We start from the raw sequence: 21,602 nt of genomic DNA, 5'->3' as shown, positions 1-21,602 counted from the left end.
CGGCCTCCTGGTGTGTAGGGGGAAATGTGGCACTGGCAGCTCATGGCGCGAGCGTCCGCACAGTGGTTGTGGTCGAGAACAGCGCGTCGCGCAGATCTTCGCTATACCCTGACGGATCTTCTTCGCCACTGGCGCCGAAGTTGGCGACGGTGGTGGCGCGCGGATAGATGAGTTTCGGGTAATAGAGCGTCAGAGGTGAATCCCTCTCCATGCGCTTCCTGTCGATGAACGTCAGGAATCGCGTATCAGCTTCGCCGGTCGTGGCACGCAACATCGCGCCAACGCCGGTCAGCGTCCAGTGGCACGTACCGCGATCGTAATAGTCCTGGTCCTGCATGCGGTCGAGGTAGAACGTACCGCGGTATTCGTTCTCGCCCGTCCTGCGCAGTTCCACCGGTTCCTGGCTGGTGATGCGGCTGGCCGTGCCGGTGGACCAGATGACCCGCCCGCAGTCTTCGTAGTTGCTGACGTCATACTGGCCCACGCCCTCAACAACCGCGAACGGGCCCGGTGCATCCTTCACTGTCAGCACCAGTTCGTAGGCCTGCTTCGGCGCCGGGTTGAGCCTGGCCAGGCCGCGTCCACCCGCAGCAACGTCGCGCTCGGCATCGGCATAAGGTGAGCACGCGGCCAGCGGCAATAGCGCGAGCAACGCCAACAACGACCGTCCCCTGCGTTCGCGCTGTGCTACATCCATGGCCCGGTCCTGCATGGCGCGTCCATGTCCATATATCCTTCCTGGGTGACAGGTTTTCCGATTATGGAGCGTGCCGGCAAGCCATTGCCACCCGGCGCGCCAAGTTTTTGACGCGCTGGCGGGTGCTACCTCGGGCGTATCGCTTGTGCCGTGGGCGATCCGGTGTTTCCGCTGGCGCTGCGCGCGACGCAGGCTCTTCTGCAGATGTGTGATTCAAATCAATAATTCACATTTCCATCACAGAGACGGGTGCCATGAATTACACGATTCGGCCTGAGTCCAGTAAAGACCGGGCAAGCATCCACGCACTCACCGAGGCGGCCTTCCGCGATGTGCCGCACAGCAGCCACACCGAGCAGTTCATTGTGGATGCGCTGCGTTCGCGTGGAGAGCTGAGTCTTTCGCTGGTCGCCGAGAAGGACGGGCAGGTCGTCGGGCACATCGCCCTGTCGCCCGTGACGATCAGCGATGGCAGCACCGGCTGGTTTGGCGTGGGGCCCATCTCGGTGCTGCCCGGATGCCAGGGGCAGGGCATTGGCGCGGCGCTGATGCACGCGGCGCTCGACGCATTGCGTGGGCAGGGCGCGCAGGGCTGCGTGGTGCTGGGGGAGCCGTCCTACTACGGGCGATTCGGGTTCCATGCCGAACCGGGCCTGGTACTGCCGGGTGTTCCAGCAGCGTACTTCCAGGCCCTCTCCCTGGTGCCGCCGATCGCGCAGGGCGAAGTGCGCTACTCAGCGGCATTCGAGGCAAGCGCCCCGCCCGTGGATTGACCCCCGCCGCCGGGGCTGATCTCAGCCCTCGTACCGGAGATGGATCAGCGGATACGGGCGGCCCTGCGAATCGAGCGGTGAGCGACCGGTTTCAACGAAGCCCATGCGCTGGTAGAAGCCTACGGCCTGCGCGTTCTGTTCGTTGACGTCGGTACTGAGCTGCGGATGCAGGGCCAGCGCATGCTGCAGCAGTCGCCGGCCGATACCGGTACCGCGCACGTCAGGATCGATGAACAGCGCTTCCATGTGCGTGCCATCGATCAACATGAAGCCAAGGGGGCGGTCCTGAGCGTCGACGGCCACGGTCATCGGCGCCAGCGGCAGGAAACCGGCGACTTCGGCGTCGATGGCCTGGCGGTCTTCTGCGCTGAGGAAGTCGTGGGTGGCGTCGACGGCGCGACGCCAGAGGTCGACAAGGGCGGCGCCGTCGTCGGCGCGAGAGGGGCGCAGGGTGGTCATGGGTTCACCAAGGTGCTTCGGAAGAGTGCGAAGTATGAGGCTTTCCGGTAGCGCCTGCAGGCGAAGATTCATCCCGCGTCGCGGTGGCGGATGAAGGGGCTGTGCGCGATCGCGTCCGCGCGCAGCACCACCCCATCCTCGAAGTCATCGCTGTCGTTGAAGGGCACGATTGGCCACTGCCGCCAGTGCGTCAGTCGCTCGCGGTAGGAGAGGGTGGCTGCAACCAGTGCTTCGTCGTGGGCCTGCACGCGTTCCGCTGCAAGCTCGGAACGCACGCCATGCACCACGCATGGCTCCATCACCTCGAAGCCGACGTAGCGCAGGCTGTACATCAACGGCCACAGCAGCAATCGGGTGTCGCCTTCGCGGCCGTCCACCGCGCATGCCCGTGCCGATGAACCGGTGGTGACGCTCAGCAAGGCACGCTTGCCCTGCATCACGCCATGTTCGTGGCGCTGACGGCTGTTGTACATCGGCCCATATACCAGCACGCGGTCCAGCCAGCCCTTGAGGATGGCTGGCGCCGCGAACCACCACAGCGGGAACTGCAGGATCACCAGGTCTGCGACCCGCAGCAGGTGCAGGTGACGTCGCACATCGGCGGGTAACTGCTCCAGTTCGGCGCTGTGGCGTTGTTCGCGTTGGGCATCGAAGCGCTCGGGCTGCAGGCGCCGTGGATGGTGCCAGGCCGCTTCCAGCGGATCGAAGCCTTCCGCATACAGGTCGACCACATCCACCTGCGAGTGGTCGTGCCTCAGCTGCTCGGCCGCCTGCGCGGCGAGGTGGGCATTGAAGGAGCGGGGTTCGGGGTGGGCAAGCAGGATCAGGGCGCGCATGGGCGAGGTGTTCGAGGAGTGTGCGACCATCCTCGCGGTGCCGGCATGCCCCGGCAATTACGCACCTTGAGGTAACCATGGCCTATCCGGGCGATGTCTATGCCGCCGATTGCTCGGCGCGCGATGCGCTGGCGCTGATCTCCGGCAAGTGGGTGATGCTGCTGCTGCCGGCATTGGCGCAGGGCCCGCTTCGCAACGGCGCGTTGCTGCGGAAGATCGAAGGCATCTCGCAGAAGGTGCTGACCCAGACTCTGCGACAGCTGGAGCGCAATGGGCTGGTCGAGCGGTGTGACCGGGGCAGCAAACCGCTGCATGTCGAGTACCGCCTGACCGAGGTCGCGCACGGTCTGGTCGAGACGTTGTCCGCCCTGGACCGCTGGGCGGAGCACAATTTCCCGGCGCTGGATGCGGCCCGCGAGCGCTTCGACGCGCGCTAGCGGCGCCTGTACGGCCCGGGGCGTACAATGCGGCCCCGGCGGCCATCCTGGCCCTGCACACACGCGAGAACCGCCATGACCGACGCCCTGGGCGTGCCGGTGCACGACACCGATGAACACTGGATGCGCCACGCGCTGGCGCTGGCCGAGCGCGCGCAGCGCGAGTTCGACGAAATTCCGGTCGGAGCCGTGCTGGTGGGTGCCGATGGCCAGCTGCTGGGGGAGGGCTGGAACCTCAACATCGCCTCGCACGACCCCAGCGCGCACGCCGAGATCGTGGCGATGCGGGCCGGCGGAAAGCTGCTGGCGAACCACCGCCTGCTCGGCAGCACGCTGTATGTGACCCTGGAGCCGTGCGCGATGTGCGCGATGGCGATCGTGCACGCACGCGTCGCCCGTCTGGTCTACGGCGCCAGTGACCCCAAGACGGGCGCCTGCGGCAGCGTGTTCGACCTCATTGGCGACGCCCGCCACAACCATCGCGTCGAGATTCACGGCGGGGTGCTGGCCAAGGAAGCCAGTACACGCCTGACCAATTATTTCCGCGCCAAACGTGGCAAGCCGCCGCTGCTGCTGGAAGACCACGCCGGCGAGGGCTGAGGGGCGAACGGGTATGATGGGCGCCTCTTTCCTTCACCGGTAGGCCGCGCGCCTGCCCAGCAACGAGGCGACACATGGCGGACAACGGCGCGGCCAACGAGCGACTGATCTGGATCGACCTGGAAATGACCGGGTTGGATACCGACAACGATTCGATCATCGAGATCGCCACCGTGGTCACCGATGCCCAGCTGAACGTGCTGGCCGAAGGGCCGGAATTCGCCATCCACCATCCGCTGGAAACGCTGGAAGCGATGGATGAGTGGAACCGCAACCAGCACCGCCGCTCGGGCCTGTGGCAGCGCGTGGTGGACAGTACCACCACCCTGGGCCAGGCCGAGGCGCAGACGGTGAACTTCCTGGCGCAGTGGATCCCGGCCGGCCTTTCGCCGATGTGCGGCAACTCGATCTGCCAGGACCGCCGCTTCCTGCACCGCCAGATGCCGCGCCTGGAGAAGTACTTCCACTACCGCAACCTGGACGTGTCCACCGTGAAGGAGCTGGCCAAGCGCTGGGCGCCGAGCGTGGCCGCCGGCGTCGGCAAGAACAGCAACCATACCGCGCTGAGCGATGTACACGATTCAATCGCCGAGCTGCGTCACTACCGCCAGTTCATGGGCGCGCTGTCGGGCCTGCCGGCTGCCTGAACGACGCCGTCGGGCATGGCCCGGCGCTACCGGGTGACACACCAACGGGTAGTGCCGGCCGCTGGCCGGCAAGGCGCGGAGGTCGGATCCCTTTGCTGCGGAAAGGGCTCTGACCCCTCTGTCGTACCCCGCGACGAACCGTTCAACTTCCGGGCGCTAAGATCGGCGCCATGAACGAGCCGATCCTGCTCCCCCGCGACATCGCCCATGACGCCCGCGACTGGTCCGACCTGCAGCGCGCGGTGGCCCTGCTGGAAGCGCCGACCCTGACCGCGCGCATGGCCAACCTGGTCGGTACGCCGCTGGAGTTCGCGGTGAAGGCGCTGCCCAGCTCGGTCTCCAACCGCATCCACGGTGCGGTGCAGGCGGCGCTGTCCAAGTCGGCGCAGGCAGCCCTGTGGAGCATGGACAACTCGCCCGGCAAGGGAGCGTCGACCCGCTGGCACAAACTGGCGGCAGCCACCTCCGGTGCGGTCGGCGGCGCCTTCGGCTTTGCCGCCTTGCTCATCGAGTTGCCGGTGTCGACCACGATCATGATGCGTGCGGTGGCCGACGTCGCCCGCAGCGAGGGGTTTGACCTGTCCGACTTCAGCACCCGGCAGGCGTGCCTGGAGGTGTTCGCGCTGGGCGGCAACTCGCCACGCGATGACGCCAGCGAGACGGGCTATTACCTGGCTCGAGGTTTCACCACCGATGTGATGCGCCATCTGTCGGCCGAGCTGGCCGGGCGGGTGGTGACCGGCCGCGACCTGACCCTGGGCGTGGCGCCGAAGGAAGCCGGCAAGCTGCTGGCGAAGATGGTGGAGAAGGTGGCGGCGCGCTTTGGCGTGGTCGTTACCGAGAAGTTCGCCGCGCAGGCGGTGCCGGTCGTTGGTGCCGCCGCGGGTGCAGCGCTGAACACCATGTTCACCGACTACTACCAGGACATGGCGCGTGGTCACTTCATCGTGCGCCGGCTGGAGTTGAAGTACGGGGAAGATGTGGTGCGCACCTGCTATGACCGCGTGGCACACGGTGCGGTAAAGATCGAGCCAAGGGTGGAGTAGATCCACGCCATGCGTGGATGAGCCCTCGTACCGGGTGATCCTTGCCGTGGGGGAACAACTGTTTTGCCAGTGCGTGCCTGTTGCCTGGCGGGGGCCATCCCCATTCTTGGTGGCACTCCTCCCGCAAGAGATCGCCGCCATGTTGTTCACTCCTCATCATCTGGGCGCACTGACGCTGCCCAACCGCATCGTGATGCCGCCGATGACCCGCTCGCGCTCGTCGGCCGGCAACCTGCCCACTGCGGAAATGGCCACGTATTACGCGCAGCGCGCCAGCGCCGGCCTGATCGTCAGCGAAGGCACCCAGATCAGCCCTCAAGGCCAGGGCTATGCCTGGACCCCGGGCATCCATAGCCCGGATCAGGTGAAGGGCTGGCGCCGGGTGACCGATGCCGTGCACGCTGCCGGCGGTCGCATCTACGCCCAGCTGTGGCATGTCGGCCGGGTCTCGCACGTGGCGCTGCAGCCGGGCGGCGCCGCGCCGGTGTCGTCGTCGGCGTTGTTGGCTGATGGCGTGAAGGTATTCGTCGACCCGACCGGGGCAGGTCCCGAAGCCGGGGTGGGCGAAATGATCCAGCATTCGATGCCGCGTGAGCTGCGCGAAGATGAGATTCCGGGCGTCGTCGCCGATTTCGCGCAGGCCGCGCGCAATGCGCTGGACGCAGGCTTCGATGGCGTGGAGTTGCACGGTGCCAATGGCTACCTGATCAACCAGTTCATCGACTCGCAGGCCAACCAGCGCACCGACGGCTATGGCGGCGCGTTGCAGAACCGCCTGCGGTTCCTGCGCGAGGTCGTGCAGGCGGTGGTCGCGGTGGCCGGCAGTGACCGCGTCGGCGTGCGCCTGGCGCCGCTGACCACGCTGCAGGGCGCGGTGGATGATACGCCGCAGGCCACCTATCTGGCGGCCGCGCATCTGCTGGGTGAACTGGGCGTGGGTTACCTGCACATTGCCGAAGCGGATTGGGACGATGCACCGTTGATGCCGGTGGCGTTCAAACAGGCGCTGCGCATGGTCTACCCGGGTACGCTGATCTACGCCGGCAAGTACACCGCCGAGCGCGCCGAGCAGGCACTGGCGGAAGGCTGGGCTGACCTGATCGGCTTCGGCCGGCCGTTCATCGCCAACCCGGATCTGCCGGAGCGACTGCGTACCGGTGCGGCGCTGAATCCGCCGGATCGCGCGACGTTCTTTGGCGGTGGCGCGGTCGGCTTCACCGATTACCCGACGCTGGAAGAGAGCGTCGCGGCCTGATCCTGGAGGCTACCGGCCGCTGGCCGGCATTTCAATGTCGTATCGCCGACGGGTGGGTGCCGACCGTTGGTCGGCACTACCGGCATGGATCAGGGCTTGTCGCGCACCAGCGCGTCGGCCTCAACCACGCCGCCATCCTTGCCATGCAGGTACAGGTGCATGTCCTGCTGCGGATACGGAATGTTGATGCCGGCCTTGTCATAGCCCAGCTTCAGCTGCTCCAGCAGCGTGACCTTGGTGCCGAACCAGTCGGCCGACTTCACGTAGCAACGGATGCCGAGGTTGATGGCGTGCGCACCCAGCTCGTACACCACCACGTCCGGGGCCGGCGTCTGCAGCACGCGCGGGTCGGCCTTCATCAGCGCCAGCGCGGTGTCGCGTGCCAGCTGGATGTTGTCCTCGTAGCCGATGCCGATCACCAGTTCGACGCGGCGGGTCGGTTCGGCGGTGAGGTTGATGATCGGTGCGGCGGTGATCAGCGTGTTCGGAATGGTGGTGTGCTGGTTGTCGGCACCGGTGATGACGGTCTGGAAGATGCGCACTTCGCGCACCGTGCCGGTCTGCCCGGCCACGGTCACCACATCGCCCACGCGGAACGGTCGCAGCGTCACCAGCATCACGCCCGAGGCGATGTTGGACAGCGAATCCTTCAACGCAAGACCGACCGCCAGGCCAGCGGTGCCGAGCACGGCCAGCAGCGGGGTGATCTTCACGCCGAGCGTGTCGATGGCCAGCAGCGCCACGATCACGAGTGAGGTGGCATAGACCACGTTGCGCAGGAAGCTGCCCAGCATCGGGTCCACGCCCATGCGCGCAGTGGCGCGCGGCATGGCATTGGACAGGCGTCGTGCCACCCACAGGCCCACAAGCAGCACCACGATCGCGGCCAGCAACGGTACGCCGTAGGTTTCCAGCAGGCGTTCCCAGTCGAGCGAGTGGAACCAGGGCGTTGCGGCGGGGGCGGGCGGGGCTGTAGCAATCATGCGGGCTCCTTGTCGAACGGGCGCGGCGCTCAAGAACGCCAAAAACTGAAAACCCCGCAGAGGCGGGGTTGCATGCGGGCAAATTATCGGCACGGCGGGATGAACGTGATGTCAGCCATCTTCGATCAATGCGCCCGTACCCTTGAGCAGCGAGCGTAGTCCCTGCACCAGATGCGGTTCTACCGTGCTGAGCCAGAGGCGGCCGGGCACCAGCTCTTCCAATGTGCAGCCGGGGGTACTTTGCAGTATCCCAGCCAATGTCTTGTCGGGCGCGACGGGTGCACCCAGCTGTGCCGGATTGAGCAGACTAAGCGGGAAAATGTTGCGGGCCTTGTGCAGGCGCACCTCTGGCGGGGCGTCATACCAGATCTGGTTGCGGTCTTCTTCGTCCTGCGGCTGTGTGCCATCGCAGTAGCTCATGATGTAGGCCTGCGGGCTCCGCTCGAAGGGCGGGTGGGTGACGTAGCCAAAGTCCCAGTCATACAGAGCGATCAGCCCCACCAGGAGCTCGCGGAAGGACTGCGGTTCCAGAGAAAAGCGAGCGTCTTTGGAGAACAGAACGAATTCCGTTCCAAGCTCACAACTGGAGGAGAAGTCCACTGATGCGGTCAGATCATAGGCGGGCGCGTCACTTCCTTTGGGTACAGCGACAACACTGAGGAGAGTCAGCTCGTTGAAGCCACTGGCCAGAAGTCTTCGATGTGCTGCATTGCCCAGTTTTGCCAAGTTGCTGCTGTGGCCCTTTCCGTCAGACGCAAAGTAGGTGGCCTGTACTCCACGCTCTTCGAGCATGGATATAGCAAACTCGTGAAACTCCTGGAATTCCCGCGCTCCTGCCAACGGACCGGAGTAGTTGAACAGTCCAAGTGCGAATGGGATGGTCATGGGGCGAACCTTGCAGGGAAGTGATTCCAGTCCTCCCAGTGTGCGTCGGCCATTTCAGGGCGCCTACTGGAATAGTTGCAAATGACATATCGGCCCAGTTGGTCCCAAAAGCAGAAACCCCGCCGAGGCGGGGTTTCTTTAATCAGCCTTACAGCCGGATCAGCCGTTGGCCTTCAGCTTGGCCAGGCGCAGCCAGGTATCAACCACGGTATCCGGGTTCAGCGACACCGACTCGATGCCTTCCTGCATCAGCCATTCGGCCAGATCGGGGTGATCGGACGGGCCCTGGCCGCAGATGCCAACGTACTTGCCCTTGGCACGTGCTGCCTTGATCGCCATCGACAGCAGCTTCTTCACTGCCGGGTTCCGTTCGTCGAACAGGTGCGCGACGATCGACGAGTCGCGGTCCAGGCCCAGGCTCAGCTGGGTCAGGTCGTTGGAGCCGATCGAGAAGCCGTCGAAGATCTCCAGGAACTCATCGGCGAGCAGTGCGTTGGACGGCACTTCGCACATCATGATGATCTTCAGGCCGTTCTCGCCCTGCTTCAGGCCGTTCTGTTCCAGCACCTCGACGACCTTGCGGCCTTCTTCCAGGGTGCGCACGAACGGAATCATGACCCACAGGTTGTCCAGGCCCATTTTGTTGCGCACGCGCAGCACGGCCCTGCACTCCAGCGCGAAGGCGGCCGAGAAGCTCGGGTCGACGTAACGGCTGGCGCCGCGGAAGCCGATCATCGGGTTCTCTTCGTGCGGCTCGTAGTTGCTGCCGCCGATCAGGTTGGCGTACTCGTTGGACTTGAAGTCCGACAGGCGCACGATCACCGGGTTCGGTGCAACCGAGGCGGTGAGGGTGGCGATGCCTTCGGCCAGGCGGTCCACGTAGAAGCTGACCGGATCACCGTAGCCGGCGATCTTCTCGTCGATCTTCTTCCTGGTCGCGGCGTCCTGGCGGTCGTATTCCAGCAGCGCGTTCGGATGGATGCCGATGTGGCTGGCGATGATCATTTCCAGGCGGGCCAGGCCGATGCCGGCGTTCGGCAGCTGGCCGAAGTCGAAGGCACGTTCCGGGTTGGCCACGTTCATCATGATCTTCAGCGGGGCCGGCGGCATGTTGCCCAGATCGGTCGTGGTGCGTTCGAAGCCGAGCTTGCCTTCGTAGATGAAGCCGGTATCGCCTTCAGCGCAGCTGACGGTGACCAGCTGGCCATCCTCGATGACCTGGGTGGCGTTGCCCGAACCGACCACGGCTGGCACGCCCAGCTCGCGCGCGATGATCGCGGCGTGGCAGGTGCGGCCACCGCGGTTGGTGACGATGGCCGAGGCGCGCTTCATCACCGGTTCCCAATCGGGATCGGTCATGTCGGCGATCAGCACGTCGCCCGGCTGCACGCGGTTCATGTCGTCCAGCGTCTTCACCACGCGGGCCACGCCTGAACCGATCTTGGCGCCGACGGCACGGCCCTCGGCCAGCACCTTGCCGCCCTTCTCCGTCAGCGCGAAGCGCTCGATCTGGGTGGCGTGGCTGCGCGACTTCACCGTTTCCGGGCGCGCCTGCACGATGAACAGCTTGCCGCTGACACCGTCCTTGGCCCACTCGATGTCCATCGGGCGGCCGTAGTGCTTTTCGATGACCAGCGCCTGCTTGGCCAGTTCCTGCACGTCCTCGTCGCTGATCGAGAAGGTGGTGCGCAGTTCGGCCGGGGTGTCTTCAATACGGACGCGCTCACCGGGGACATCCGAATACACCATGCGGATCGCCTTGCTGCCGAGCGAGCGGCGCAGGATCGCCGGCTTGCCGGCCTGCAGGGTGGGCTTGTAGACGTAGTATTCGTCCGGATTGACCGCGCCCTGCACGACCATCTCGCCCAGGCCGAACGAGGAGGTGACGAACACCACGTCGCGGAAGCCGGACTCGGTGTCCAGGGTGAACAGCACGCCGGAGGAGCCGACGCCCGAACGCACCATCAGCTGCACGCCGGCGGACAGGAACACGTCCTCATGCTTGAAACCGTGGTGCACGCGGTAGGCGATGGCGCGGTCGTTGTACAGCGAGGCGAACACTTCCTTGACCTTGTGCACGACGTCGTCGGCACCGGTCACGTTGAGGAAGGTTTCCTGCTGGCCGGCGAAGGACGCATCCGGCAGATCCTCGGCAGTGGCAGACGAACGCACGGCCACGGCCACGTCGCCGCCGCCATTCTCGGCGCTCAGCTTGGCGTAGGCGGTGCGGATGTCCTGGTCCAGCTGCGGCTGCAGCGGGGCGTCGATTACCCAGCCGCGGATTTCCTTGCCGGCGGCGGTCAGCGCATTGACGTCCTCGACGTCCAGCGTGGCCAGCCTGTCGAAGATGCGCTTGGACAGGTCGTTGTGCGCGATGAAGTCCTTGAAGGCTTCAGCGGTGGTGGCATAACCGCCCGGCACCGAAACGCCCAGACCGGCCAGGTTGCCGATCATCTCGCCCAGGGACGAATTCTTGCCGCCTACGCGGGCCAGATCGGCCAGACGCAGTTCGTGCAACCACAGGATGTTCTCGTTCAAGCGCGATGCTCCGTTTGGCCATCGCCCGAGGCGGGCTGAGTGGCCGCGTCCGTAGGAAGAAGCCGATATGATGCCGGGCAGAGCACCGTCGGCACAAGCTTGTGCTGGCGGCCTTTTTAAGCTTCGTAGGGGGTAAAAGCGCGCATGTCGACCATCCGTCCGGTGTTCTACGTTTCCGATGGAACCGGTATCACCGCTGAAACCATTGGGCATAGCCTGCTGACCCAGTTCTCCGGATTCAGCTTCATTACCGACCGAATGTCGTTTGTCGACGACCCCGAAAAAGCGCGTGAAGCCTGCGCCCGGATCCAGGCGGCAGGTGAGCGCTACCAGGTCCGGCCGATCGTGGTGAACTCCTGCGTGGACCAGAGCCTGAGCCTGATCCTGGCCGACAGCGGGGCGCTGATGCTGGATGTGTTCGCGCCGTTCATCGAGCCCCTGGAGCGTGAACTGGCCAGCCCGCGCCTGGCCCGGGTCGGCCAGGCCCACGGCATGGTCGATTTCGATACCTACCACCGCCGCATCAACGCGATGAACTTCGCCCTGACCCATGACGATGGCATTGCGGTGAACTACGACGATGCCGACGTGATCCTGGTGGCGGTGTCGCGCGCCGGCAAGACGCCCACCTGCATCTACCTGGCCCTGCATTACGGGGTGCGCGCGGCCAACTACCCGTTGACCGACGAGGACCTGGAAAGCGACCGCCTGCCGCCGCGCCTGCGCAACTACCGGCGCAAGCTGTTCGGGTTGACCATCGACCCGGACCGCCTGCAGCAGATCCGCCAGGAGCGCCGCCCGAACTCGCGCTACGCCAACCTGGACACCTGCAAGCGCGAGGTGGCCGCGGCCGAGACCATGTTCCGCATGGAGCGGATTCCGACCCTGAGCACCACGCATACCTCGATCGAGGAGATTTCCAGCAAGGTGCTGGCCACATTGGGGCTGCAGCGCGAGCTGTATTGATCCGTGCGCCACGACCGACGGTCGTGGCCTACCTCCGGGGTGATGACCCTCCTGCGCTGGGGCATCGACCCTCCTGCACGGTGGGTATCGACCGTTGGTCGATACCGAGCCCCTTTGGTCGGGGTGATCCCGCCCCCACGTTGAAGCACCAACGTGTAGGATCGACCCATGGCCCGAGCCTTGCCCCGTACCGAACGCATTCCCCGCCTGAGCCGGCTGAGCTGGCTCATGGGCCTGTACGCGGAGAACTACCGCCATCTGGTGCGCCTGTTCGAACCGGCTGGACTGATGACGGGCAGCTACGTCTCCTCGGTCGGCGATGGCCTGGACGTTCGCCTGGACGTGATCGAGTGCCACCGCTACACGGTGGAACTGCGGCTGACCTACGACATTGCCGACCCGGTCACCGGCGAGCCGGATCCCTCGGCCTATGTTCGCCTGTACCGTGACGCGCGCCAGGCCGAGACCACCCATTGCTACGTCGGCCGCCGCTGGCAGGACACCATGGGCCTGTACCCGCCGCCGGCGGAGCTGATCAGTCATCGCATGCGGATGAACACCTTCCTCGGCAAGTGGCTGGAATACCTGGCCGAGCGCGGCCACGGCGTCGCAACGCTGCGCCGTGACCCCGATGGCGCCGGTGCGCCTGCCGAGCGCCGCCTGTCGCTGGTGCGCTGATCGGCCATAATCCAGGGCTGACCTGCCGCTGGATGCCGCCCCATGCCGTACACCCCGATCGTCGCCACCCTGGGCTATGTGCTGTCGCCCGATCGTCGCCAGGTGCTGATGATCCATCGCAATACGCGCCCCGGTGACCATCACCTCGGCAAGTACAACGGCCTGGGTGGCAAGATCGAAGCGGACGAGGACGTGGCGGCCAGCATGCGCCGCGAGATTGCCGAGGAAGCCGGCATCGACTGCACCGGCATGCGCCTGCGCGGCACTCTCAGCTGGCCCGGTTTCGGCAAGCACGGCGAAGACTGGCTGGGCTTCGTGTTCGTCATCGACAGCTTCGAAGGTACCCCGCACGGCGGCAACCACGAAGGTACGCTGGAGTGGGTAGATCTGGACAAGCTGGACACGCTGCCGATGTGGGAAGGCGACCGCAACTTCCTGCCGCTGGTGTTCGACGCCGACCCGCGCCCGTTCCACGGCGTGATGCCGTACAAGGACGGCCGCATGGTGAGCTGGTCCTTCAGCCGTCTGTAACCTGGCGAATCGTGTGGGTGCCACCCATTCCGGTGGGGGCCAACCGCGGTTGGCACGCTCTTCTGGTTGATTAATTCCCGGGTAATATTGACGGCCGCAAATTACCCGGGCAATATTGGCGCATCGCCTCTGATGCCATTGCCATGCCTGCGTCCCGACTCCCTCCCTTCAGTTGCTTCGACGGCCATCGCCTGGTCGCTTCCGGTACCCCGGAGGTGGCGGCGCTGGCGCTGAAACAGCTGCGCGCCGGCAACGCTGCCGGACCGCTGCTGGTGTTCGACAACGCTACCGGCCGCACCCGTGATTTCGATACGCGTGGTAGCGACGCAGAACTGCTGGCGCGGGTCATCGAAGCGTTTCCCGCCGCCGTCGAGGCGGATGCCGACATCACTGCCGAAGATGTGCCGGCAACCCCGCGCGGCCGTGGCCGCCCCAAGCTGGGCGTGGTTGCCCGCGAGGTGACGTTGTTGCCGCGCCATTGGGCGTGGCTGACCGAACAGCCGGGTGGCGCCTCCGTGGTTCTGCGCAGGCTGGTGGAGGCGGCCAGCCGTGCCGGTGCGGACAAGGACCAGCAGCGCCGCCACAGCGAGCGTGCCTATCACTTCCTGCAGACCATCGCCGGCGACCTGCCGGGTTTCGAGGAGGCGATCCGTGTCCTGTTCGCGCACGACCGAGCGGGCCTGGAAATGGCGTTGCGCAGCTGGCCCGAGGACGTGCGCAACCACGCCCTGCGCCTGGCATTCGAGAGCGCCGACGGCTGAGCCATCGCGCCGTCGTTGAGCGGCGGCGCCACCTGATCGCGGGCCACGGCCCGCTTCCCCTGTGCGTGCTTTGCTGGCGGAAACGCCGGGCAGGGCAGCCCTTGCCCAGAGAGTCCCATGACCCCCCCTGTACATCCCACGCCCCTGGTCGCGCCGCCTCTGTCGCGCACCTACCTGGCCCTGCTGCTGCCCATGCTGATGACCAATGCACTGCAGCTTGCCGCAGGCACGCTGGACAACATCTACCTCGGCCATCTGCTGGGGACGCAGGCGGTGGCTGCCGCCGCAGCGTTCTTCCCGGTCTTCTTCCTGCTGTTGGCCCTGGTAATGGGCCTGGCGACCGGTGCGATGGTGCTGATCGGCCAGGCCTGGGGCGCGGGCCGGCCGCGGCAGGCGCGCGCTGTGGCTGGCAGCGCGGTGGCGCTGATCCTGCTCATGTCGGTGCTGGTGATGGTCGTGGGCGGCGGTTTCGCTCCAGAGCTGCTGGTGGCACTCGGTACGCCGGCCCCGATCCTCGGCGAATCCATCGTCTATGCCCGTATCCTGCTGCTGGCGGTACCGGTGTTCTTCCTGCTGTGGCTGGCCACTGCGGTGAGCCGCGCGGTGGGCGATGCGAAGACGCCGCTGCATGCGCTGCTGCTGGCCACGGTGGTCGGCCTGCTGTGCACGCCGCTGCTGATCCTGGGCTGGGCCGGCCTGCCGCAGCTGGGCGCAGCCAGTGCGGCAGTCTCGGCGGCGCTCGCCTCGCTGCTGGCCCTGGCCTGGCTGATGTGGCGGTGGCAGCGGATGGGGCACCCGTTGGCACCGGGGCATGAGTTGCTGCGAGCGATCCGTTTCGATGGAGCACTCATCCGTCCGATGCTACGCATCGGCGTACCGTCCTCGCTGCAGATGCTCAGTCTGGCCGTGGCCGAGATCGTGCTGCTGGGCTGGATCAATCGCCACGGCTATACCGCCACGGCCGCCTACGGCGCGGTCAATCAGTTGATGAGCTGGGTGCAGCTGCCTGCGATGTCGCTGGGCATCACCGCCACCATCCTCGCCGCGCATGCGCTGGGGGCGGGACGTACGGCACGGCTGCCCGCCATCGCCCGCACCGGCGTGCTGCTTGGACTGGCGATACTGAGCGGGGTGGTGATGCTGGTTGTGGCGCTGGCGCCCTGGTTGACTGGCCTGATCCTGGCGGCGACCGACGTGCGCGAACTGGCCACGCAGCAATTGCGCACCGTGGTGTGGGGCGTGCTGGCGATGGGAGGCAGTGCGGTGCTGGTCGGAGTGATGCGAGGCGGTGGCACGGTGTTGTTGCCGGCGTTGCTGGGCATGGTGGCCGTATTGCTGCTGGAGCTGCCACTGGCGATGTGGCTGCAGTCCCGGCACGGACTGGCCGGGCTGTGGTGGGCGTGGCCGCTGGGGTTGCTGGCCATGCTGGTGATGCAGGTGCTCTGTTTTGCTCGCTGGAGGCGGGTGCAGGCTGGGTAGTGCCGGCCGCTTGCCGGCAATCCGGAATGGCCGGGGCAGTCGGCCAGGGGCCGGCTCTACCACTCGGTCAGGCAGGCAGCTTCAGCGCCGCTGTGCCAACAGCAGGTGGAAGTGCTTTTCGCGGGTCTGGCCGTCATTGCCGGCCGCGGATTCCCGGTGGCTGCGCCAGGCCGAGACACGGAAGCCCGATACCCGCAGTGCGAGCTCCACCACATCCAGCTCATGCAGTTGGAAGTCGGCAGCGAATGGCAGGCTGCGCATGAAGCTGGCGTCGCCAAAGGCCAGGCACAGGCGGCCGCCCCGGCGCAGTACCCGCGCCAGCTCATCCAGCACCGGGGCCAGGTTCGGCCAGAAGTACAGGGTGTTGACCGCCAGCGCGGCATCCATCGCGGCATCGGCGACCGGCAGCGCATGGGCGTCGCCGTGCCGCATCGCCGCACGCTCGGCCAACCCGGCGCTGGCCAGCCGCTGGTTGCCGGCCTCGACCATGGCGGTGGACAGCTCGATGCCCAGATAGTGGCTGCCGGTGGCCTGCAGCATCAGCGGCGCGAAGCCCGCATTGCCCGGGCCGACCTCCAGGATGCGTTCGCCGGCCGCCACCGCCAGCAGCCCGATCGCGGCCAGGTTCAGGGCGCTGTTGCTGCGGTTCATCGAGTCGGCCACCGCCAGTGCGGCGTCACCATGGGGCTGCCGCAGCTGCGCGGCCAGGGTGGAAGCATCCAGCATCGTCGTCGTCCATCGAAGAGATTCGGACGTGGCGGCGGCGGGTCCGCCGATGACCATAGCGCTGACCTTGCGGCTTGGGAAGTAGGGAAACCCCGCTGCAGGGTGATGAGGAAATGTCCAGCGTCGCAGTCGGTGAGATCTGGTTGTCCACAGGGGGTGTGGATTACGCGTGGGCAACTTTGTGGATAAGCCGCGACAGGCGCCACCCCCCTAGGCTGTCAAGATGGGTGGCGAAAAATTCACCGCCGGTGAGGGCGTGTGAGGGAACGGTGAAGGCCGCGGCCTGCCGGCGCTGTCGCCGGCAGCGGCGCTCGCGGTAACCTGTGGGCCTCGATGCTCCGTGAGACCCCATGAAACGTCACTTCTCGATGCTGCGCGAATTTCAGCTGGCCGACTGGTTCACCTTGGCCAATGCTTTCTGCGGCACCGGTGCGGTGTTTGCCGCAATGCGCTTCCTGCAGGACGGCGAGCGCGGCTACCTGCTGTTCGGCATGGCGCTGATACCGCTGGCCTTCATCTTCGACGCCCTCGACGGCCGCATCGCGCGCTGGCGCAAGTCCAGCTCCACACTGGGGCGCGAGCTGGATTCGCTGTCCGACGTGATCTCGTTCGGCGTCGCGCCGGCGGCGCTGGCCTATGCATGTGGCATGCAGGGCGGCTGGGACTGGCTGGTGCTGAGCTATTTCGTCTGCTGTGGCGTCAGCCGCCTGGCGCGCTACAACGTCACCGCCGAGGCAATGACCGGCGACGAGGGCAAGGTCACGTATTTTGAAGGCACCCCTATCCCGACCAGCCTGGTGCTGGTGATCGTGCTGGCGATCGCCGCCGGTACCGATGCCATCGGCCAGAACATCTGGTTCGGCCAGTGGCAGATCGGTCCGTGGCAGCTGCACCCGATGGTGCTGCTGTTCGCCCTGTCCGGGTCGCTGATGATCAGCAAGACCCTGCGCATTCCCAAGCCATGAGCCAGCCCTGCGGAGGCCTGCGATGACCAGCTCGGCCCACGACGCCGGCAGCAGTGATTTCGAGACCCTGGCCCGGCAGTACTTCGGCGCCTGGGGCGATGCCCTGCGCCACGCGGGCACGCCCGGCGCACCGGCGGGCGACGACCCGGGCAGCTGGCAGCGCCTGTTCGACTGGTGGGGCCAGCTGTTGCCCGAACAGGCGCCCGGCGCGCCGGAAGATGCCGTGCGCCGGTTCCGCGAACAGGCCGGGAGCTGGTACGGCACCATGCAAGAGGTCGCCGCTCGGTTTGCCGGCCGCGACGCCAGCAGTGCCGATGTGGCCCAGGCCTGGCGTGAGGCGGTGCAGGGGCAGGGCGATGGCATGCTGCAATGGATGCTGCAAGGGGCCCGTGGCAGCACCCACGCCGGCGCCGCCGTGCCCGAATTCGCCGCATGGCTGCAGCAGTTCCAGCTGCAGGCGGGCCCATGGCTGCAGAGCCCGGCATTCGGCCCCGGCCGCGAGCACCAGGCGCGCTGGCAGGCCCTGCTGCGTGCGCAGGAAGAATACCAGCAGCATTCGCGCGCCTATGTCGACCTGATCAAGCGGGCACTGGACGAGGCCTTTGCGTTGTTCGAGCAGCGCCTGGCCGAGCACGAACAGCCGGGCAGCCAGCTGACCAGCGCCCGCGCGATGTTCGACCTGTGGATCGAAGTGGCCGAGGAGGCCTACGCCAAGGTCGCCATGTCCGAACCGTTCCAGCAGGTGTACGCCTCGCTGGGCAACGCGCAGATGCGTCTGCGTGCCGGCCTGCAGCGCGAGGTGGAACAGATGAGTGAACGTATCGGCCTGCCGACCCGCAGCGAGATGGATGCCGCACACCGCCGCATCGCCGAGCTGGAGCGCAGCCTGCGCCGCCTGCAGGCGCAGGTGGCAGTGCAGGCCGGAACCGCTGCGGTCGATCCGGTTGCGCAGCCGGCGCCGGCAAAAGTGAAGCCTGCCGCGCGCAAGGCCGCGAAGAAGACCGCACCGGCAACGAAGGCGCCTGCAAAAAAGGCGGCTGCGAAAAAGCCCCAATCTCGCACCTCCTCACGGGCGAGTGACCGATGAAGGGACCGTTGGGCTTCAACGCCGATGACCTGATGCAGGAGACCCTGGCCATGCAGCGCAAGCTGATGGAGGGGCTGAAGCTGCTGCCGCAGGTGGAAGACGTGGACTATGGCGTGACCGCGCGCGAGGAAGTCTGGCGCGACGGCAAGGTGGTGCTGTACCGCTTCGTCGGCGAACAGGCGCCGACCCGGTGCACGCCACTGCTGATCGTGTACGCGCTGGTCAACCGGCCGTACATGGTCGACCTGCAGGCCGACCGCTCCCTGGTGCAGAAGCTGTTGGCGCTGGGTCAGGACGTCTACGTGCTGGACTGGGGCTACCCGGATCGCTCGGAGCGCTTCCAGACCCTGGAGGACTACCTGCTGCGCTACATCGACGGCGCGGTGGATGCGCTGCGTGCGCGCAGTGGTAGCCCGGTCGACCTGCTCGGCATCTGCCAGGGTGGCGTGTTCGCGCTGTGCTACGCGGCGCTGCGCCGGCAGAAGCTGGGCAAGCTGATCACCATGGTCACCCCGGTCGATTTCCAGACCGCCGACAACATGCTCTCGCACTGGGCGCGGCAGGTGGACGTGGACCTGCTGGTCGACACGCTGGGCAACATCCCGGCCGACCTGATGAATGCCAGCTACCTGATGCTCAAGCCATTCCGCCTGAACGTGCAGAAGTACGTCGGCCTGCTCGACATCCTCGATGACAAGGCGGCGCTGGAGGACTTCCTGCGCATGGAAAAGTGGATCTTCGATTCGCCGGACCTGGCGGGCGAGGCGTTCCGCGATTTCATCAAGCAGTTCTACCAGGCCAATGGCCTGATGAAGGGCACGGTACGGATCGGCGACGAAGCGGTGGATCTGTCGCAGGTGACGCTGCCGGTGTTGAACATCTACGCCGAGCAGGACCATCTGGTGCCACCGGACGCCTCGCGCGCGATGCGCGGGCGCCTGGGTACGGATGACTACACCGAGTCCAGTTTCCGCGGTGGCCATATTGGTATCTACGTGTCCGGCCGCGCGCAGCGCGAAGTGCCGGCCACGATCGATGGCTGGCTGAAGGCGCGCGACCTGTAGAGTCGGGCCCTGCTCGACTGACTTGGAGGGATGATGACGTACCGGATTTTGCTGATTCTTGCGGTACTGCTGGCAGCGCCACTTGCCCAGGCCGCACCCAGTGCGGATGCACGGCGGGAGATCGCCCAGTTGATCGCCAGCCTGGACGGCTCGCAGTGCCGGTTCCAGCGCAATGGCAGCTGGTACGACGGCAGCGATGCGCGCGCCCATCTGCAGCGCAAGTACGACTACCTGCTGAAGAAGGACATGGTGGACAGCGCCGAGCAGTTCATCGAGCGCGCCGCCAGCCAGAGCAGCATGAGCGGCAAGCCTTACCGCATCCAGTGCCCGGGTCAGCCTGAACAGACCGCAGCCACCTGGTTCGGCGCACGCCTGCAGGCCCTGCGCCACCGCACGCCGTAGACATCGGGGCGGTGTAGAGTCCAGCCACGCTCGACTGCCTTGTCCGTTTCCCGGAGCCGCTGCCATGAACACCACGCCCAAGACGCTGTCGCGCTCATTGAACGATCGCATGATCGCCGGCGTGATGGGCGGCATCGCCCACCGCTTCGGCTGGAACGCCACGCTGGTGCGGATCGTGTTCGTGCTGATATCGATTGGCTCGGCCGCCTTCCCCGGCATTCTGATCTACCTGATCCTGTGGCTGCTGATGCCGAACGAGGCCGATTGAACACGGCCGCTCGACCCTGGCCGCTGTGGCTGCGTGCGCTGCAGATGCTGGGCGCAGCATGGACGTTGCCCAATTCGCTGCTCGGCCTGATTGGCGGCCTGGCCGGTATGCTCGGCGGCGCGTCATTGCGTTGGAGCGCGCGCGACTGTGCGCTGGTGTTCGACCGCTGGCCGTGGGGGCCGGGCGGGGCGATCACGCTGGGGAACGTAATCCTGCATACCGGCCATGACCTGGGCATTTCCTGCCGCACCTATGCGCATCAGGCGGGGTGGGGCGTGGAACCGCTGATCCGGCTGGATGATCACGAACGTGCGCACGTGTACCAGTACATGGTGCTGGGCCCGCTGTACCTGCCGGTATACCTGCTGTGCGGCGGGGTGAGTGCGCGCAACCCGTTTGAACGGGCGGCCGATCATTTCGCCCGGTTCGGGCGTGGCTGGTGGCCGTAGTTTCCAGCCAACGGCGCAGCCCCTCGTGGCTTGGTCGCGGAATACGTTTCATGCGATTGGGCCGGGCGGGATGGGTTCCCGGGACACGCCGTAAACCCATCCATGGGGGCTCGATGGCGCCATCCATGGCGCCAACGGTCCCGCGAACCCATCCCGCCCGGCCGCTGACAGTTCCCGGCCGCGTCCAGCCACGGAAAAGAAAAAGAACAGCAAAAGCGGGTCGCGCGCTGCGCTCGTGTAGAGCCGAGCCCACGCTCGGCTGCTTTCAGGCCAGCTCGCGAAGCCGAGCGCAGGCTCGGCTCTACAACAAAAAAGCGGCCAGCCCGGCTGCTTCTGCTTTTGATCTTCTTTTTATTCTCCGTGGGTGGCGGCAGGCACCAGGAATCTGTCAGCGGCCGGGAGGGTGGGTAGGGCGGGGTGTCCGCGGCATGGATGCCGCGGCCAAGCCCCCATGGATGGGTTCACGGTGTCCCCGGCCTACCCACCCTCCCGGCCAGCCCACAGGAAACCGGCTTTCCGCGACCAACCAAACCACCCACGAGGGGCTGCGCCGTTGGCGGGAATCCCGTACTGATTCGTTAGCCGGAAGTTAAAGATCCGTAAGCATTCTGCTGCGATCCCGCCGTCATCTGCATGCAACCGATCGTCATTAGCCTTCGTGACGTTCCAGTCAGGTTCGACGCGGTAAGCTCTCCCTCGATGAGCTCGCAGCATCGCTCATCGAGTGCAGTACGCAGTAGCAATTTGGAGGAATACATCACATGGCAATCGTTCTTTATGTCGGTGGTAGCAAGGATGGCGAGAAGGGCGTGGTGCCCTACGGCTTCAGCAAATCCCGCGCCGACACCGCGCTGGGGCCGGAGTTCTACACGGAGCGGTTCATGGAACTGCAGGGTGTCGGCAAGGTCCGCCTGATGGCCCTGGAAGGCATGCGTGACGAGATCGTCATGCAGCGCGCCGCCCGCCACTACCGCTGACCTTCGTAACACGCGGCAGGGCGCGCCCACCATCGCGCGTCCGCGCCGGCATCCCAGCCCAGGGCCAGTCCGGGCCCGCGCTTTGCCAGGATG

General features: G+C 66.2%; 25 protein-coding genes. 18 read left to right on the top strand and 7 right to left on the bottom strand.

What is annotated here, in order from left to right:
* Positions 1-40: 40 nt before the first annotated feature.
* Positions 41-697 (bottom strand): hypothetical protein, encoded by a 657-nt coding sequence (locus AC5P8C_RS02600; protein WP_495218307.1) that lies wholly within the window; start codon positions 695-697, stop codon positions 41-43.
* Positions 698-951: 254 nt separating this feature from the next.
* Here AC5P8C_RS02600 and AC5P8C_RS02595 point away from each other — a divergent pair, with 254 nt between their 5' ends.
* Entirely contained in the window at positions 952-1,470 is a 519-nt protein-coding gene (locus AC5P8C_RS02595; RefSeq protein ID WP_495218306.1) for a GNAT family N-acetyltransferase, read from the top strand.
* Positions 1,471-1,491: 21 nt separating this feature from the next.
* Here the strand turns inward: AC5P8C_RS02595 and AC5P8C_RS02590 are convergent, their stop codons facing one another.
* Together AC5P8C_RS02590 and AC5P8C_RS02585 are read right to left on the bottom strand one after the other, a co-directional pair.
* Positions 1,492-1,929, bottom strand: coding sequence for an acetyltransferase (locus tag AC5P8C_RS02590; protein WP_019660277.1), 438 nt, complete (start codon positions 1,927-1,929; stop codon positions 1,492-1,494).
* Between the two features lie 68 nt (positions 1,930-1,997).
* The gene (locus AC5P8C_RS02585) at positions 1,998-2,765 is read right to left on the bottom strand and encodes an NAD(P)H-dependent oxidoreductase (protein ID WP_495218305.1); all 768 of its coding nucleotides are present in this window, start codon (positions 2,763-2,765) and stop codon (positions 1,998-2,000) included.
* A 77-nt stretch (positions 2,766-2,842) separates the two neighbouring features.
* On the opposite strand from AC5P8C_RS02585, the gene AC5P8C_RS02580 reads away from it, so the two are divergent.
* The 5 genes from AC5P8C_RS02580 to AC5P8C_RS02560 all read left to right on the top strand — a co-directional run bounded on the left by AC5P8C_RS02580 (position 2,843) and on the right by AC5P8C_RS02560 (position 6,750).
* The gene (locus AC5P8C_RS02580; RefSeq protein WP_010484895.1) at positions 2,843-3,202 is read left to right on the top strand and encodes a winged helix-turn-helix transcriptional regulator; all 360 of its coding nucleotides are present in this window, start codon (positions 2,843-2,845) and stop codon (positions 3,200-3,202) included.
* A 75-nt stretch (positions 3,203-3,277) separates the two neighbouring features.
* Positions 3,278-3,802 carry a tRNA adenosine(34) deaminase TadA gene (gene tadA, locus AC5P8C_RS02575; protein WP_010484897.1) on the top strand — a complete coding sequence of 175 codons (525 nt, stop codon included), beginning with the start codon at positions 3,278-3,280 and terminating at the stop codon, positions 3,800-3,802.
* Between the two features lie 74 nt (positions 3,803-3,876).
* Complete coding sequence (gene orn, locus AC5P8C_RS02570; protein ID WP_019660274.1) at positions 3,877-4,449, top strand: oligoribonuclease; 573 nt, start codon at positions 3,877-3,879, stop codon at positions 4,447-4,449.
* A gap of 170 nt (positions 4,450-4,619) precedes the next feature.
* Positions 4,620-5,495, top strand: a complete 876-nt coding sequence (locus tag AC5P8C_RS02565) for an EcsC family protein (protein WP_227844455.1) — start codon at positions 4,620-4,622, stop codon at positions 5,493-5,495.
* A 139-nt stretch (positions 5,496-5,634) separates the two neighbouring features.
* Positions 5,635-6,750, top strand: a complete 1,116-nt coding sequence (locus AC5P8C_RS02560) for an alkene reductase (RefSeq protein ID WP_495218304.1) — start codon at positions 5,635-5,637, stop codon at positions 6,748-6,750.
* 89 nt (positions 6,751-6,839) lie between these two features.
* Here AC5P8C_RS02560 and AC5P8C_RS02555 read toward each other — a convergent pair whose 3' ends face one another.
* The 3 genes from AC5P8C_RS02555 to ppsA form a co-directional block, all read right to left on the bottom strand.
* On the bottom strand, positions 6,840-7,733 hold the full coding sequence (locus AC5P8C_RS02555) for a mechanosensitive ion channel family protein (RefSeq protein ID WP_494533541.1): 894 nt from the start codon (positions 7,731-7,733) through the stop codon (positions 6,840-6,842).
* Positions 7,734-7,844: 111 nt separating this feature from the next.
* The gene (locus AC5P8C_RS02550) at positions 7,845-8,618 is read right to left on the bottom strand and encodes a hypothetical protein (protein WP_494533540.1); all 774 of its coding nucleotides are present in this window, start codon (positions 8,616-8,618) and stop codon (positions 7,845-7,847) included.
* A gap of 159 nt (positions 8,619-8,777) precedes the next feature.
* Positions 8,778-11,156 carry a phosphoenolpyruvate synthase gene (ppsA, locus tag AC5P8C_RS02545; RefSeq protein ID WP_495218303.1) on the bottom strand — a complete coding sequence of 793 codons (2,379 nt, stop codon included), beginning with the start codon at positions 11,154-11,156 and terminating at the stop codon, positions 8,778-8,780.
* Positions 11,157-11,300: 144 nt separating this feature from the next.
* Here ppsA and ppsR point away from each other — a divergent pair, with 144 nt between their 5' ends.
* From ppsR to AC5P8C_RS02520, 5 genes are all read left to right on the top strand, one after another.
* Complete coding sequence (ppsR, locus tag AC5P8C_RS02540) at positions 11,301-12,122, top strand: posphoenolpyruvate synthetase regulatory kinase/phosphorylase PpsR (RefSeq protein ID WP_005417170.1); 822 nt, start codon at positions 11,301-11,303, stop codon at positions 12,120-12,122.
* A 168-nt stretch (positions 12,123-12,290) separates the two neighbouring features.
* Positions 12,291-12,800: a DUF1249 domain-containing protein gene (locus tag AC5P8C_RS02535; RefSeq protein WP_058981414.1), complete on the top strand. Its 510-nt coding sequence runs from the start codon at positions 12,291-12,293 to the stop codon at positions 12,798-12,800.
* A gap of 42 nt (positions 12,801-12,842) precedes the next feature.
* Positions 12,843-13,331 carry an NUDIX hydrolase gene (locus AC5P8C_RS02530; protein WP_495218302.1) on the top strand — a complete coding sequence of 163 codons (489 nt, stop codon included), beginning with the start codon at positions 12,843-12,845 and terminating at the stop codon, positions 13,329-13,331.
* Between the two features lie 143 nt (positions 13,332-13,474).
* Positions 13,475-14,092 carry a DUF2239 family protein gene (locus AC5P8C_RS02525; protein WP_019660267.1) on the top strand — a complete coding sequence of 206 codons (618 nt, stop codon included), beginning with the start codon at positions 13,475-13,477 and terminating at the stop codon, positions 14,090-14,092.
* 117 nt (positions 14,093-14,209) lie between these two features.
* Positions 14,210-15,571, top strand: a complete 1,362-nt coding sequence (locus AC5P8C_RS02520; RefSeq protein WP_495218301.1) for an MATE family efflux transporter — start codon at positions 14,210-14,212, stop codon at positions 15,569-15,571.
* Positions 15,572-15,652: 81 nt separating this feature from the next.
* Here AC5P8C_RS02520 and AC5P8C_RS02515 read toward each other — a convergent pair whose 3' ends face one another.
* Positions 15,653-16,354, bottom strand: coding sequence for a class I SAM-dependent methyltransferase (locus tag AC5P8C_RS02515; RefSeq protein WP_019660265.1), 702 nt, complete (start codon positions 16,352-16,354; stop codon positions 15,653-15,655).
* 293 nt (positions 16,355-16,647) lie between these two features.
* Between AC5P8C_RS02515 and AC5P8C_RS02510 the strand changes: the two genes are divergently transcribed.
* The 7 genes from AC5P8C_RS02510 to AC5P8C_RS02480 all read left to right on the top strand — a co-directional run bounded on the left by AC5P8C_RS02510 (position 16,648) and on the right by AC5P8C_RS02480 (position 21,509).
* A complete protein-coding gene (locus AC5P8C_RS02510) occupies positions 16,648-17,262 on the top strand; it encodes a CDP-alcohol phosphatidyltransferase family protein (RefSeq protein WP_019660264.1) in 615 nt (204 codons plus the stop codon).
* 22 nt (positions 17,263-17,284) lie between these two features.
* A complete protein-coding gene (gene phaE, locus AC5P8C_RS02505) occupies positions 17,285-18,349 on the top strand; it encodes a class III poly(R)-hydroxyalkanoic acid synthase subunit PhaE (RefSeq protein WP_019660263.1) in 1,065 nt (354 codons plus the stop codon).
* The gene (gene phaC / locus AC5P8C_RS02500) at positions 18,346-19,413 is read left to right on the top strand and encodes a class III poly(R)-hydroxyalkanoic acid synthase subunit PhaC (RefSeq protein WP_495218300.1); all 1,068 of its coding nucleotides are present in this window, start codon (positions 18,346-18,348) and stop codon (positions 19,411-19,413) included. Before phaE ends, phaC begins: the two co-directional genes overlap by 4 nt.
* Positions 19,414-19,446: 33 nt before the next feature.
* A complete protein-coding gene (locus tag AC5P8C_RS02495) occupies positions 19,447-19,815 on the top strand; it encodes a YfeK family protein (RefSeq protein WP_026347052.1) in 369 nt (122 codons plus the stop codon).
* 64 nt (positions 19,816-19,879) lie between these two features.
* Positions 19,880-20,083: a PspC domain-containing protein gene (locus AC5P8C_RS02490; protein WP_019660260.1), complete on the top strand. Its 204-nt coding sequence runs from the start codon at positions 19,880-19,882 to the stop codon at positions 20,081-20,083.
* Complete coding sequence (locus tag AC5P8C_RS02485; RefSeq protein ID WP_019660259.1) at positions 20,080-20,532, top strand: hypothetical protein; 453 nt, start codon at positions 20,080-20,082, stop codon at positions 20,530-20,532. Before AC5P8C_RS02490 ends, AC5P8C_RS02485 begins: the two co-directional genes overlap by 4 nt.
* 761 nt (positions 20,533-21,293) lie before the next feature.
* Complete coding sequence (locus AC5P8C_RS02480; RefSeq protein WP_005410085.1) at positions 21,294-21,509, top strand: hypothetical protein; 216 nt, start codon at positions 21,294-21,296, stop codon at positions 21,507-21,509.
* Positions 21,510-21,602 lie beyond the last annotated feature (93 nt).

This window comes from Stenotrophomonas sp. YJH_SMC_46 (assembly GCF_059370315.1).
Note: the sequence above shows the minus strand (reverse complement) of the source record. Positions and strands in the feature narration are given on the sequence as shown.